Origin of the sequence: Xenorhabdus griffiniae (assembly GCF_037265215.1) — a bacterium.
Lineage (GTDB): Bacteria > Pseudomonadota > Gammaproteobacteria > Enterobacterales > Enterobacteriaceae > Xenorhabdus > Xenorhabdus griffiniae.
Window position 1 is genome coordinate 4,548,874 of sequence record NZ_CP147737.1, and the last position, 13,546, is coordinate 4,562,419.

General features: G+C 45.7%; 10 protein-coding genes, 1 tRNA gene and 1 rRNA gene. 2 read left to right on the plus strand and 10 right to left on the minus strand.

From position 1 onward, the window contains the following. Nucleotides 1-111: 111 nt before the first annotated feature. The 4 genes from WDV75_RS20890 to btuB all read right to left on the minus strand — a co-directional run bounded on the left by WDV75_RS20890 (nucleotide 112) and on the right by btuB (nucleotide 4,824). A tRNA-Glu gene (locus WDV75_RS20890) sits at nucleotides 112-187 on the minus strand. Nucleotides 188-269: 82 nt separating this feature from the next. Then, nucleotides 270-1,811, minus strand: a 16S ribosomal RNA gene (locus WDV75_RS20895). 366 nt (nucleotides 1,812-2,177) lie between these two features. After that, nucleotides 2,178-3,041: a glutamate racemase gene (murI, locus tag WDV75_RS20900; RefSeq protein ID WP_273571826.1), complete on the minus strand. Its 864-nt coding sequence runs from the start codon at nucleotides 3,039-3,041 to the stop codon at nucleotides 2,178-2,180. Continuing rightward, nucleotides 2,986-4,824, minus strand: coding sequence for a TonB-dependent vitamin B12 receptor BtuB (btuB, locus tag WDV75_RS20905; RefSeq protein WP_273571825.1), 1,839 nt, complete (start codon nucleotides 4,822-4,824; stop codon nucleotides 2,986-2,988). The genes murI and btuB overlap by 56 nt, the downstream gene beginning before the upstream one ends. 203 nt (nucleotides 4,825-5,027) lie before the next feature. On the opposite strand from btuB, the gene trmA reads away from it, so the two are divergent. Further along, on the plus strand, nucleotides 5,028-6,128 hold the full coding sequence (gene trmA, locus WDV75_RS20910) for a tRNA (uridine(54)-C5)-methyltransferase TrmA (RefSeq protein ID WP_273571824.1): 1,101 nt from the start codon (nucleotides 5,028-5,030) through the stop codon (nucleotides 6,126-6,128). Nucleotides 6,129-6,201: 73 nt separating this feature from the next. On the opposite strand, the gene WDV75_RS20915 is transcribed toward trmA, so the two are convergent. Both WDV75_RS20915 and fabR read right to left on the minus strand, forming a co-directional pair. Continuing rightward, complete coding sequence (locus WDV75_RS20915; RefSeq protein WP_273571823.1) at nucleotides 6,202-6,579, minus strand: YijD family membrane protein; 378 nt, start codon at nucleotides 6,577-6,579, stop codon at nucleotides 6,202-6,204. 21 nt (nucleotides 6,580-6,600) lie between these two features. Next, entirely contained in the window at nucleotides 6,601-7,263 is a 663-nt protein-coding gene (gene fabR / locus WDV75_RS20920; protein WP_273571822.1) for an HTH-type transcriptional repressor FabR, read from the minus strand. A 205-nt stretch (nucleotides 7,264-7,468) separates the two neighbouring features. On the opposite strand from fabR, the gene sthA reads away from it, so the two are divergent. Next, nucleotides 7,469-8,866 carry a Si-specific NAD(P)(+) transhydrogenase gene (gene sthA, locus WDV75_RS20925; protein WP_273571821.1) on the plus strand — a complete coding sequence of 466 codons (1,398 nt, stop codon included), beginning with the start codon at nucleotides 7,469-7,471 and terminating at the stop codon, nucleotides 8,864-8,866. Here the strand turns inward: sthA and oxyR are convergent. From oxyR to argB, 4 genes are all read right to left on the minus strand, one after another. Next, the gene (gene oxyR / locus WDV75_RS20930) at nucleotides 8,858-9,775 is read right to left on the minus strand and encodes a DNA-binding transcriptional regulator OxyR (protein WP_273571820.1); all 918 of its coding nucleotides are present in this window, start codon (nucleotides 9,773-9,775) and stop codon (nucleotides 8,858-8,860) included. The two genes, sthA and oxyR, sit on opposite strands and share 9 nt — an antisense overlap. 99 nt (nucleotides 9,776-9,874) lie before the next feature. Next, nucleotides 9,875-11,248, minus strand: a complete 1,374-nt coding sequence (gene argH, locus WDV75_RS20935; RefSeq protein WP_273571819.1) for an argininosuccinate lyase — start codon at nucleotides 11,246-11,248, stop codon at nucleotides 9,875-9,877. Nucleotides 11,249-11,469: 221 nt separating this feature from the next. After that, nucleotides 11,470-12,681: an argininosuccinate synthase gene (locus WDV75_RS20940; protein ID WP_273571818.1), complete on the minus strand. Its 1,212-nt coding sequence runs from the start codon at nucleotides 12,679-12,681 to the stop codon at nucleotides 11,470-11,472. Nucleotides 12,682-12,736: 55 nt separating this feature from the next. Continuing rightward, nucleotides 12,737-13,510 (minus strand): acetylglutamate kinase, encoded by a 774-nt coding sequence (gene argB / locus WDV75_RS20945; RefSeq protein ID WP_273571817.1) that lies wholly within the window; start codon nucleotides 13,508-13,510, stop codon nucleotides 12,737-12,739. Between the last annotated feature and the right edge of the window lie 36 nt (nucleotides 13,511-13,546).

A 13,546-nucleotide genomic window follows, 5' to 3' on the forward strand; every position in this document is an offset into this window, starting at 1 on the left:
AAATTTTCAGCTTGTTCCAGATTGTTAAAGAGCGAATATTGCTAAACTGACGCGCACGTCCGCTTAACAATATTTCGGTGGCACCGCCTTTCACCCGCTGCCTGAGCAAGATGGCGTCCCCTAGGGGATTCGAACCCCTGTTACCGCCGTGAAAGGGCGGTGTCCTAGGCCTCTAGACGAAGGGGACGTAACGTCTTCTTCGCAGACGCTTGCTCTGCTTTTTTCATCAGACAATCTGTGTGAGCACTGCACAATCACTATCGTTTGGTTAAGGAGGTGATCCAACCGCAGGTTCCCCTACGGTTACCTTGTTACGACTTCACCCCAGTCATGAATCACAAAGTGGCAAGCGCCCTCCAAAAGGTTAAGCTACCTGCTTCTTTTGCAACCCACTCCCATGGTGTGACGGGCGGTGTGTACAAGGCCCGGGAACGTATTCACCGCAGCATGCTGATCTGCGATTACTAGCGATTCCGACTTCATGGAGTCGAGTTGCAGACTCCAATCCGGACTACGACAGACTTTATGAGGTCCGCTTGCTCTCGCGAGGTCGCTTCTCTTTGTATCTGCCATTGTAGCACGTGTGTAGCCCTACTCGTAAGGGCCATGATGACTTGACGTCATCCCCACCTTCCTCCGGTTTATCACCGGCAGTCTCCCTTGAGTTCCCACCCGAAGTGCTGGCAACAAAGGATAAGGGTTGCGCTCGTTGCGGGACTTAACCCAACATTTCACAACACGAGCTGACGACAGCCATGCAGCACCTGTCTCACGGTGCCCGAAGGCACTTCCGCATCTCTGCAGAATTCCGTGGATGTCAAGAGTAGGTAAGGTTCTTCGCGTTGCATCGAATTAAACCACATGCTCCACCGCTTGTGCGGGCCCCCGTCAATTCATTTGAGTTTTAATCTTGCGACCGTACTCCCCAGGCGGTCGATTTAACGCGTTAGCTCCGGAAGCCACAGCTCAAGGCCACAACCTCCAAATCGACATCGTTTACAGCGTGGACTACCAGGGTATCTAATCCTGTTTGCTCCCCACGCTTTCGCACCTGAGCGTCAGTCTTCGTCCAGGGGGCCGCCTTCGCCACCGGTATTCCTCCACATCTCTACGCATTTCACCGCTACACGTGGAATTCTACCCCCCTCTACGAGACTCTAGCCAACCAGTCTTAGATGCCATTCCCAGGTTAAGCCCGGGGATTTCACATCTAACTTAATTGACCGCCTGCGTGCGCTTTACGCCCAGTAATTCCGATTAACGCTTGCACCCTCCGTATTACCGCGGCTGCTGGCACGGAGTTAGCCGGTGCTTCTTCTGTGGGTAACGTCAATCACAGGGTGTATTCGACCCTGTGCCTTCCTCCCCACTGAAAGTACTTTACAACCCGAAGGCCTTCTTCATACACGCGGCATGGCTGCATCAGGCTTGCGCCCATTGTGCAATATTCCCCACTGCTGCCTCCCGTAGGAGTCTGGGCCGTGTCTCAGTCCCAGTGTGGCTGGTCATCCTCTCAGACCAGCTAGGGATCGTCGCCTAGGTGAGCCATTACCCCACCTACTAGCTAATCCCATCTGGGTTCATCCGAAGGCGTGAGGCCCGAAGGTCCCCCACTTTGCTCCTTAGAGATTATGCGGTATTAGCCACCGTTTCCAGTGGTTATCCCCCGCCCTCGGGCAGATCCCCAGACATTACTCACCCGTCCGCCGCTCGCCGGCAGGAAAGCAAGCTCTCCCCCGCTGCCGCTCGACTTGCATGTGTTAGGCCTGCCGCCAGCGTTCAATCTGAGCCATGATCAAACTCTTCAATTAAAAGTTTGATGCTCAAAGAATTTCACTGTTAGTTCATAATGAATTAACTGCTTAGTCACTCTTTAAGACTTGATTTTTTTGCCTTGCGGCAATTCGATAGTCTCTTGCGAGTGCCCACACAGATTGTCTGATTAACTTGTTAAAGAGCATTGGCAACCGGAAGCGTCTTCCGGGTTGCGAGGCTGCGTATCTTACGCTTTTCGCCTTGAGAGTCAAGCGATTATTTTCCCTTTTCTCTCACCGGCCTTCGCGGCTTGTTTCAGCTTAGCGTCGGTCAGTGGTGGCGCATTATAGGGAGTTTTTTGATACTGGCAATAGTTATTTTAAAAAAAATTACCAACCGATGATTATTGCGCCAAATTTCACTTAAGTTGATAGTTTTTCCAGCGTTAAGAAACCTAATTCGCGTAAAACGGGATGTAGATCTTCATTCGATGCCTCAACTTTTGTGCAATACGCTAAGTTATTAGCCGTTGTTAAAAACAAATCTTCCCGATTTTTTATCAACCATGCCGTTCTACGAGCAATCGCCGCTCCCGAATCAATCAATCTTGTTCCATCTGGTAAGACTTGTGCAATTTCCTCTGCTATCAGAGGGAAATGCGTACAACCCAAAATGACGGTATCCGGTGGCTCTTTCATTTTTAGCCACGGTTTTAGTATTTTCTCTAACTCTTTTAATGGAACATTCTTGCCATGTAATTTTCGCTCAGCTAACTCGACTAATTCAGCAGAGCCAATTGCATACACCTGGCAATCCGTAGCAAACCTTGCAATTAATTCTTTGGTATAGTCGCGATTTACTGTGGCGCGTGTCGCCAACAATCCCACAACGCGATTGCAAGTTAGCTTCGCCGCAGGTTTGATCGCTGGCACAACACCAACAACAGGAAAAGAAAAACGTTCACGCAGGGCGGGCAAGCTGACTGTACTGGCCGTATTGCAAGCAATCACAACAACCGCTAGAGGATGTTTTTTTTGGATTGCATCAACAATCTGAACAACCCTTTCTATAATTACTTTCGCTGTTTTTTCTCCGTAAGGAAATGCTTCATTATCGAAAGCATATATATAGTGGAGATCCGGCAAGAGTTGCCGAATCTCTTGATAGACAGATAAACCACCTACTCCAGAATCAAAAACCAGAATCGTTGGACGGGCAGTTTTATTTAAATCAGAAGTTATAGCTTCCAATGAGATAGAACTCTCGTCCTGGGGTGCGATAGCCATAGGCTGTCTCATAATTTTTATCAAACAGGTTAGCTATTCTAGCACGGATTGTAAGGTGGTCAGTGATCGGATATGAGGCGCTGACATCCCACAAACTTGTACTCGCTAATTTCACTGTTTTCGCAGGATATTCACTATAGTCTTGGTCATAACGCCGACCAATATATTGATAGGTTATTCCCCAATCGACATTAAAGGCTGCCCAATCCAATTGGTATTTAACTTGCTGTTTAGCCCTGCGAGTCAATTGCTGACCATGACCATCACGCGGATCAATGTACTGCAATGTGAGTTGATGTTGGAATGAGCCAGTCTCCATTGTTCCCGTCCACTCAACGCCTTTTATTTTTGCCTTATCACCGTTCTCATAGTGGTTATTGGCAAACTCTATCAACTGCTCAATATCGTTATGATAGGCAGATAGACGCCAATTAAGCGGCCCAGTCAATCCTTCAATGCCAATTTCCCATTGCTGACTTTTTTCTGGTTTAAGGCTTTCATTTCCCCACTTGCTATAAAGTTGATTCAAAGTCGGCGCTTTGAATGCCGTTCCATACGAAGTGATAAGACGGTAACCATCAACAAATTCCCAGCCAATGCCGATTTGCCCCGTCGTATTCCAGTCATATTCAGAATGATGATCTGAACGCACAGCACCTTCTAAAATGACATCTTGCACCTGTTGCTGAGCAGTTAAATATAGTCCCGTATTATCAACATGTTTCTGTACAGGGATGTTATTAGAGCCTGCGGCAATCCATTCTCTTTTCCAGTCAATCCCACTACTGATTGCACCATGAGCAACCTGCCACGTATTTCCCCACTGCACATTGTATTGTTTTGAATCACTTAGACTGGAGCTTGTGCCATAACGCCCATGTTTAGGAACATAATTGTAATCTTTTACACGACTGTAACTGACAATGAATTGGGAAGAATAGAGGCCTTGATTAAATTGAAGCCCCACATCATAGGAACGACTGAACAGTTCGCGCGTGTCTGCTTCGCCGAAGTTCCATGCATCATAAGCGGTCCGATTATTAAATCCATAGGCTCGAGCAAACCCACTCATTTGCTCATTTATTTTATGATCGATTTCCAACCACAACATTTTACCCATAAAACCATCACGATCTGGCTGACGATATCCCCCTGTTTTACCATCAACTATCACATCAAACCCTTTGGTATAGGTATAACCTGCAGCTGTAGTTAATAAAGTATTCTCACCGAATTTTTGCTGTGTTGAACCATTATAGTTCTGATATCCATTCGAGCCGATCCCCGCATTCAGTGTTGTCCCGCGTTGTTGTCGTTTTGTAATAATATTAATCACGCCACCAATGGCATCAGAACCGTATACAGCCGAACGCGCACCACGGATATATTCTATTCTTTGCACCATTGAAATTGGGATTTGGCTAAAATCGGCGGCTCCGGTAATACCTGCCTGATTCAAACGGTGTCCATCCACCAGCACCAGTGTATGATTTGAGTTCGTACCACGAACAAATAAAGAAGAATGCTGCCCAATACCACCATTCTGCGCAATATCAATACTCGGCAAACGGCGCAAAACATCAACTAAGCTACTGGATTGCCAACGATCTATATCTTCACGAGTCACTACCGTCGTTGGCGCCAACACTGAAGAAATCGGCTGCTTAAAGCGATGGGCTGTAACCACCAACGTATCCTGATTATCTGCAATTGCAAGATGGTTCCAGCCAAAAAATATCGCCACGTACGCAACATATAGAGGAATCTGTTTTTTATTTACCATAAGATTTGTAATGAGAATGTGTGTGTTATCTGGCTAGCTATATTTAACTATAAAGAGTCATGCTACGATGAAGACTTTAGCGTGTCCAGAATGCCTCTCTATCAAAAAAAGCGCTGATAAACCAGAAAACTGGACATCCTTTGCACTTGCCCTACAATGCCGCTCGGAAATTTTTCTTAACGCGACCATACGAGAACCCGATAATGCAGAATGCTTTGCCAACGGAAAATTATGAAAATCAATTGATGGAGAAAGTCCATCGTCTAAAAGGAATGATGCTCCCCTTTAGCGCACCTGAGCCTGAAGTTTTCCGTTCCCCGGCATCACATTACAGAATGCGCGCAGAATTCCGTATCTGGCATGAAGAAGATGATCTCTATCACATTATGTTTGATCAGCAGACTAAACAGCGTATCCGCATTGATCAATTTCCCGTTGCCAATCAGCTAATCAATAAAATGATGCAGGCCATCATTGCTGGCGTAAAAGACAATCCCGTATTACGCCATAAACTGTTTCAAGTGGATTACCTTTCTACCCGCAGTAACAAAATCATTGTCTCTCTGCTTTACCACAAAAAATTGGGGGATGAATGGCGTGAACATGCAACTGCTCTGCGAACTCAACTCATAGCAGCAGGGTTTGATGTGCAACTTATTGGACGCGCAGCAAAAACCAAGATCATGCTTGACCATGACTATATTGATGAAGTTTTACCTGTTGCAGGCAAGACGATGATTTATCGTCAGGTTGAAAATAGCTTCACCCAGCCGAATGCCAGTATCAATGTGCATATGTTGGAATGGGCAATTGATATCACTAAAGGCTCTAAAGGTGACTTACTTGAACTGTATTGCGGTAATGGTAATTTCTCTCTGGCGTTGGCGCAGAATTTTGAACGAGTATTGGCGACAGAAATAGCCAAACCTTCAGTGGCTGCCGCCCAATTTAATATCGCAGCAAACAAAATTGATAATGTACAGATTATCCGCATGTCAGCAGAAGAATTTACCCAAGCGATGAACGGAGAGCGTGAGTTCAATCGCTTGCAAGGAATTGATTTAAGCAGTTATCAATGTGAAACCATTTTTGTTGATCCACCGCGCAGCGGACTGGATGCAGAGACGCTAAAAATGGTTCAAGCATATCCACGTATTCTTTATATTTCCTGTAATCCAGAAACGCTCTGCCAAAATCTGGAAACGCTAACACAGACTCACAAAATCAGCCAACTGGCGCTCTTTGACCAATTCCCTTATACCCATCATATGGAATGCGGTGTTCTGCTAGAGAAAAGAACTTAGTCATCATTAAAAACAAAACGCCACAGAGTCAATTTTGTGGCGTTTTTTATTGAACCATTCTCGATAAAAGCGACTAGTTTTGGTTTTCTGAAGCGAGCGCGACTTGCTGCTTACGCTTTTTCATCTTTAAGTAGATCCAAAACACCAAGGCAGTGCCAATAACGACAGGCAAGAAATTAGAGCCAATTGCTGGATATTCCATCCGAATGAAGGCGTTATACACAAACATGCCTAAGAAGAAGCACCCCACGGCCAGTTTGGGTAATCCTTCTGCCATTGGATAATTCAAATAACGTTGATGGAGACAATACAAAGAAAGTGCCAGTGTAATAAGAGGGAAAATAGAAAAAGGGACAAATGAATTAAAAAATGTTGAGAAAGTTCCGTGTGTTGCCATTCCAACGATAAGAGCCAGCAACATTGTGCTTTTATCTTGGCGGTATTGTTCCATCGTATTATTCTCCTTTCATTATTATTCAGAGGTTTTAGGGCTCGCTTTAGAGACAGTATTTTTTTCTTGCTCACGACGATACCAATAATAAGCGCCTTTGGAAATTATGCGGAGTTGCAAAACCAAACGCTCTTCGAGACGACGCCTTTTTTCTTCATCAATATCCAGCGCTTCTGCACCTGCACTGAACACGATTGTCACCATCGCCTCGGCTTGTATTTCAGTAAAATGACGTGGCATATGGCTGGCTTGCTCGAGATAGTCTGCCAATTCGGCAATAAAATGTTGGATTTCCCGTGCTACAGCCGCACGAAATTCAGCCGATGTACCGGAGCGTTCACGCAGCAATAGCCGGAACGCGTTAGGATTGTTGCCAATAAATTCCATAAAGGTTGAAACCGAAGTACGGATGACACTGCCGCCTTTGGCAATACGCTGACGGGCCTGACGCATTAACTGACGCAACATCAAACCGCTTTCATCCACCATCGTCAGCCCCAGTTCATCCACATCGCGAAAATGTCGATAAAAAGAAGTTGGTGCAATACCCGCCTCCCGAGCCACTTCCCGTAGGCTCAAGCTGGTAAAACTGCGTTCAGCACTGAGTTGGCTGAATGCCGCCTCAATCAGGGAGCGGCGGGTTTTTTCTTTTTGTTTTGCTCTAACGCCGGTTACGTTACTCACAACAATCCTGATCTATCTCGACTTCAATCAGGCAAATATAACAGATTCTGCTAAGTTTGCTGTGATTGTTCTCTTAAAGATATTATTCGATGTTTTCCTGATCTATTTCTAAGCAATGAGATAAAAACCTTATGCTCATTGGGTTATTGCATCAAGTAATGTTAAGATAGCGTTGTTATTTTGTGTAAAAACAGGTCTTTCCTCTATGCAACATACTCATTTTGATGCCATTGTGATTGGCTCTGGTCCCGGAGGGGAAGGAGCAGCAATGGGGTTAGTAAAACAAGGCAAAAACGTTGCTGTTATAGAACGTTATAATAATGTCGGTGGTGGATGTACTCATTGGGGCACAATTCCGTCGAAAGCTCTCCGCCATGCTGTTAGTCGTATTATCGAATTTAATCAAAATCCTCTCTACAGTGATAACTCCCGCATTCTTCGTTCCTCGTTTTCAGAAATTCTGCGCCATGCTGAAGTCGTGATTAACCAGCAAACTAAGATGCGCCAGGGGTTTTATGAACGTAACCGTTGTCGAATGTTTGCAGGAGAAGCCACTTTCATTGATGAACATCGGGTCAGTGTGCGTTATGCCGATGATAGTGTTGATATCTTAAGTGCAGACAACATTATCATTGCCACCGGCTCCCGCCCTTACTGCCCTCCTGATGTCGATTTCACCCACTCCCGTATTTATAACAGCGATACCATACTGCAACTGGATCACGAACCTCGCCATGTCATTATTTATGGTGCTGGTGTGATTGGTTGTGAATATGCCTCTATTTTCCGCGGATTGGGTGTGAAGGTGGATTTGATCAATACCCGCGATCATCTTCTGTCGTTTCTTGACCAAGAAATGTCTGATGCGCTCTCCTACCATTTTTGGAATAGTGGCACAGTCATTCGTCATAACGAAGAATATGAAAAAATTGAAGGCGTTGATAATGGTGTCATTGTTCATCTGAAATCCGGCAAAAAAGTCAAAGCGGATTGTTTGCTGTATGCCAATGGCAGAACAGGTAATACAGACACGCTAGGTTTAGAAAACGTCGGACTGGAAACAGACAGCCGCGGGTTACTGAAAGTCAATCGCGTCTACCAAACCAATAATGAAAACATCTATGCTGTGGGAGATGTTATTGGCTATCCAAGTTTGGCTTCTGCGGCCTATGATCAGGGACGCATCGCGGCAAAAGCGATTATCACAGGCCATGCTGATCTGCATCTGGTGGAAGATATCCCAACCGGCATTTATACCATTCCTGAAATTAGTTCCGTTGGTAAGACTGAGCAGCAATTAACCGCAATGAAAATCCCTTATGAGGTAGGACGTGCCCAATTCAAACATCTGGCAAGGGCACAAATTGCCGGTATGAATGTTGGCAGCATCAAGATCCTGTTCCACCGTGAGACAAAACAGATTTTAGGCATCCACTGTTTTGGTGAACGTGCTGCAGAGATCATTCATATTGGTCAGGCCATTATGGAACAGAAAGGTGAAGGCAATAATATCGAATATTTCGTTAATACTACCTTCAATTATCCAACAATGGCAGAAGCCTACCGTGTTGCAGCACTCAATGGGCTAAACCGATTATTTTGATGTTTTTCCAAGTATTTCATAATAATTACCCATTTTAGTCCGAATCGCCTCTGCCAATTGCTCATAGCGACCACGCAGAGGTGAGCCGGGACGATAAACCAATATGACAGAGCGCTTCGGTTCCGGTTCATAACACTCCAGATAGCAAACCCCATCCCGGCTTCTTTCATTCGGCACTGACAAATCAGGTAATAACGTAATACCGCTCCCCGCCGCGACCATATTGCGCAGAGTTTCCAGACTGGTCGCCCTAAAATGGGTATCTTCTTTGGCGCCTGCCTGAAAACAAAATCCCATCGCCTGATCACGCAAACAGTGTCCATCTTCCAGCATCAATAACTTCTCGCCGGATAGCTCCGCCATCTTAATTTTGTCCCGTCCAGACCATTTATGCTCTTCATATACCGCCAGTTTCATAGGTTCTTCAAACAACGGCACTTCGATAAATGCTTCGGTTTCTTTCACCAACGCCAAAATAGCGCAGTCAAGCTTGCCACTATCAAGTTGAGCCAACAAGTTTAGGGTTTGAGCCTCATGTAGGTACATTTCCAATTTGGGGAACAATTTATGCAGTTCAGGAATAATAAGTGGCAGGAGGTAGGGACCGATTGTTGGAATAAGGCCGATATGCAACGGCCCAGACATACTTTCACCTTGAAGCGAGGCCATTTCCTGCAAAACCTTCACTTCTCTCAAAATGGTTTTGGCCTGTTCCACTAGCAACATTCCCTGTTGGGTGAATAATACCTTGCGGCTAGTGCGTTCCAGCAGCATCACGCCAAGCTCATCTTCCAGTTTGCGGATTTGCCCGCTTAGTGTCGGTTGGCTGACATGACAAGCATCAGCGGCTCGACGAAAATGCCGGTATTCAGCAAGTGCTACAAGGTATTCCAGATCGCGGATATTCATTCCCAACCTCAGCATTTGATATCAATGATAGTATTGACCAATAAATCATTATATCCACGAGGGGAAAAAACTATCAACCGCATGTGATTACTGATGTTTTTAGCTAAATCGCTTTTTGGCCTGAGCAATCGCTTGCTTCACTTGTTCTTGCGCTACTCCACCTTTTGCCAGTCGCTTGTCTAAACACGATTGCAACGATAAAACGTCATAAACATCCACAGCAATGACATTGCTGAATTTTTGCAATTCAAATAGAGAAAGTTCTTCCAGTGCCTTGCCTCGGTCAATTGCCGCAACAACAACTTCACCAACAATGTGATGTGCTTCGCGGAACGGAACACCTTTTGCCACCAGATAATCCGCCAGCTCAGTTGCATTAGCATATCCCTGCTTTGCTGCTTCCTCACAACGGGAGCGTTTTACCTGAATGCCATCCAACACCAGTATCGCCATATGCAAACAATCCAACCAGGTATCCAGTGCATCAAACAAGCCTTCCTTATCTTCCTGCATATCTTTATTGTAGGCGAGAGGAAGCCCTTTTAACGTCATCATCATCCCCGTCAATGCGCCTTGCACCCGTCCACACTTACCGCGGATAAGTTCCAACGCATCTGGGTTTTTCTTTTGCGGCATCAAGGAAGAGCCGGAAGTTACCCGATCCGACAATTCAACAAAGCCGGCCTCTCCGCTATTAAAGAAAATCAAATCTTCAGCCAAACGCGAAAGATGAATCATACTAATGCTCGCATCTGACAGTAGCTCCAAAACATGATCACGGTCAGACACACTATCCAGACTATTGCGTGTCGCTGAAGCAAAGCCAAGCCATGACGCCAGCTGCTCACGATCAATATCATAAGCCGTTCCTGCCAATGCCCCGCATCCCAATGGACTGACATCCAACCGCTTTAATGCATCTTGCAGTCGGCTTTCATCACGATTAAGCATTTCCACATAGGCCAAACACCAATGGGCAAAAGTGACAGGTTGCGCCCGCTGTAAATGGGTATAACCTAGCATGACTGCATCCTGATTATTTTCAGCAGTGAATACCAATGCTTGTTGCAACTCAACTAATGCTGTCAGGATGTAGACGATCTGATCTTTGCACCATAATTTCAGGTCAGTTGCGACCTGATCATTACGGCTGCGTCCCGTATGGAGTTTTTTACCCAAATCGCCCACTTTCGTGATAAGTTGCCCTTCAACCCAACTATGAATGTCTTCCGCATCGCTTTGCAAAATGGCCTTGGGGTTGGTTCGCACTTCATCCAGTAACTCATTTAAGGCTAGTTCCAGCTTTTGCTGCTCTTCGGCAGTGAACACGCCTACCGTAACCAACGCTTTTGACCACGCAACCGAGCCAATAATATCCTGCTCCGCCAAACGATAATCAAAACGCAGTGAATCATTAAATTGCTTGAAGCGCTGATCGGCTTCCTGACTGAAACGCCCACCCCAAAGTGCCATAATATCGTTCCTGTTTTTCTAATCGCTATTAATTACTATACCAATCTCACTTCAAGATACGTGTGATATCTCCCCGCTTCGCGGGGGAGATATCAGGTCACGTTGAGTTAACTAAGCGCTAGAGTTGGACCTCCCCGCTTCGCGAGGGAGATATCAGGTTTCATAGCGTGTTGTAAATTGCAACTTGAAGTTTATGCGTATAAAAGTTGATCGCCCCAAAATTACTTTTTGCTGTTTAGTGCACGAATGCGTGAAGAAAGCGAATAGAGGCGAATAAACCCTTCTGCATGGCTGTGATCGTAAACTTCATCCTCGCCAAAAGTGGCAAATTCTTCAGAATAGAGGCTATTGGCTGACTTTTTCTGCACTGCCGTTACCTGCCCTTTATAAAGTTTCAGGACAACTTCACCGCTGACACTGGCCGCTAACATTTCTGCTGCCGCTTGAATTGATTGACGCAATGGCGCAAACCAACGGCCGTCATAAACCACATAAGACATCTCCAGTCCCAGTTGTTGACGCCATTTGAAACTATCACGATCTAAAACCAGTTGTTCGATACCACGTAGTGCTTCCATCATGATGGTTCCCCCCGGAGTTTCATAACAACCGCGGGATTTCATGCCGACCAAACGATTTTCCACGATATCGATCCGGCCAATGCCGTGCCTGGCTCCCAACTTATTTAACTTATCAAGACATTGATAAGGTGAAAGCGCCTGACCATTCACGCCAACCACTTCACCTCTTTCAATCATCACCGTGACATACTCCGGTTCATTGGGTGCCTCTTCTACCTCTACTGTCCACGCCCAACAATCTTTATTGGCAGCGTTCCACGTGCTTTCCAGAACCCCGCCTTCGGTTGAAATATGCCATGCATTTTCGTCACGGCTATAGATTTTCTCCAGCGTTGCGGTTGTCGGAATATCGCGAACTTTTAAATAATCCAGCAGCGCCTCACGGGAACGCAGATCCCATTCCCGCCACGGAGCCACAACTTTCAGATGTGGTGCCAACGCGGTATAAGTGCTTTCAAACCGAACCTGATCATTACCTTTACCTGTTGCGCCATGAGCGACAGCATCCGCTCCTACTTTCAGAGCCAGCTCAACCTGCGCCTTGGCAATAATTGGACGAGCCATTGAAGTACCGAGCAGATAACTTCCTTCATACAGGGCGCCGGTCTTTAACACAGGATAAACATACTCTTTGATAAACTCTTCGCGCAGATCAACGACATGGCATTCGGAAGCGCCGGAACGTAACGCTTTTTGCTCCACGCCTTCCAGATCTTCACGACTTTGGCCGACATCAGCGACAAACGCAATCACGTCACAATTGCCATAATGTTCTTTCAACCACGGAATAATGGCGGATGTATCTAAACCACCTGAATATGCCAAAACAATTTTCTTAATGCTTTTAGTCATAGGAGTAACCTTTTTAATTTTAGTAAAAACATAAGTTCGGTAAATACACGTTCAATTACGCCAAAATTCGTGTGCCAATAGGTATGCCATTAAATAATGCAATCAATTGATCTGCATGACGCCAACTCGCAATATCTACGGGTTGTCCGAGTGTTTTTGCCGCTTCCAACGCTGCATTCACTTTCACTATCATGCCGTCAGTAATAATGCCTTGATCGATAAGCTGCCCGATCTGCTCTGCCGTGGCTTCTGGGATTTTTTTCCCTTTCCCATCCAGAATACCGCTGACATCGGACAACAAGACCAAATCTGCATTCAGTACTTGCGCGATAGCTGTCGCAGCTTGATCGGCATTCACATTCATCAATTCACCCTGTTCAGTAATACCAATCGAGCTGATAATCGGCATATAGCCCACATCCAGCAAAATTTGCAGGAGATCAGGTGATCCTGGTTGAGCCTTTCCAGTGTGGCCAAGCTCTTCATCAAGTTGAGAAACTTTAACCATCCCTCCATCACCCAAACATAATCCGATAGCGGGCAAACGATACTTTGTTGCCCACGCCAGTAATTTCTTATTGGCGGTTCCGGCAAGCGTCCCCGTAATGATGTCAATTTGATCCTCAGGGGTAACCCGCAAGCCTTGCTTTTTCAAAATAGGCATCTGCAATCGTTGCATCAGCTCATCAACCAAGCAACCACCGCCGTGTACAATAACCAGCGGACGTTTATGTGTTTTTCGATATAACTGTAATGTGGTAAATAACCGTTCCAGCGCTTCTTCACTGTCTAATAACACACCACCCAACTTGATAACTAACGGCTCCATCGGATTTATCCTCTGTCGGAATTTTAATTTTTCGGC

Excerpts from the sequence above, each read along its gene's own strand:
- sthA (WP_273571821.1), top strand. The coding sequence starts at position 7,469 with ATGCAACATACTCATTTTGATGCCATTGTGATTGGCTCTGGTCCCGGA.
- btuB (WP_273571825.1), bottom strand. The coding sequence starts at position 4,824 with ATGGTAAATAAAAAACAGATTCCTCTATATGTTGCGTACGTGGCGATA.
- argB (WP_273571817.1), bottom strand. The coding sequence starts at position 13,510 with ATGGAGCCGTTAGTTATCAAGTTGGGTGGTGTGTTATTAGACAGTGAA.
- WDV75_RS20915 (WP_273571823.1), bottom strand. The coding sequence starts at position 6,579 with ATGGAACAATACCGCCAAGATAAAAGCACAATGTTGCTGGCTCTTATC.
- trmA (WP_273571824.1), top strand. The coding sequence starts at position 5,028 with ATGCAGAATGCTTTGCCAACGGAAAATTATGAAAATCAATTGATGGAG.
- oxyR (WP_273571820.1), bottom strand. The coding sequence starts at position 9,775 with ATGAATATCCGCGATCTGGAATACCTTGTAGCACTTGCTGAATACCGG.
- WDV75_RS20940 (WP_273571818.1), bottom strand. The coding sequence starts at position 12,681 with ATGACTAAAAGCATTAAGAAAATTGTTTTGGCATATTCAGGTGGTTTA.
- argH (WP_273571819.1), bottom strand. The coding sequence starts at position 11,248 with ATGGCACTTTGGGGTGGGCGTTTCAGTCAGGAAGCCGATCAGCGCTTC.
- murI (WP_273571826.1), bottom strand. The coding sequence starts at position 3,041 with ATGGCTATCGCACCCCAGGACGAGAGTTCTATCTCATTGGAAGCTATA.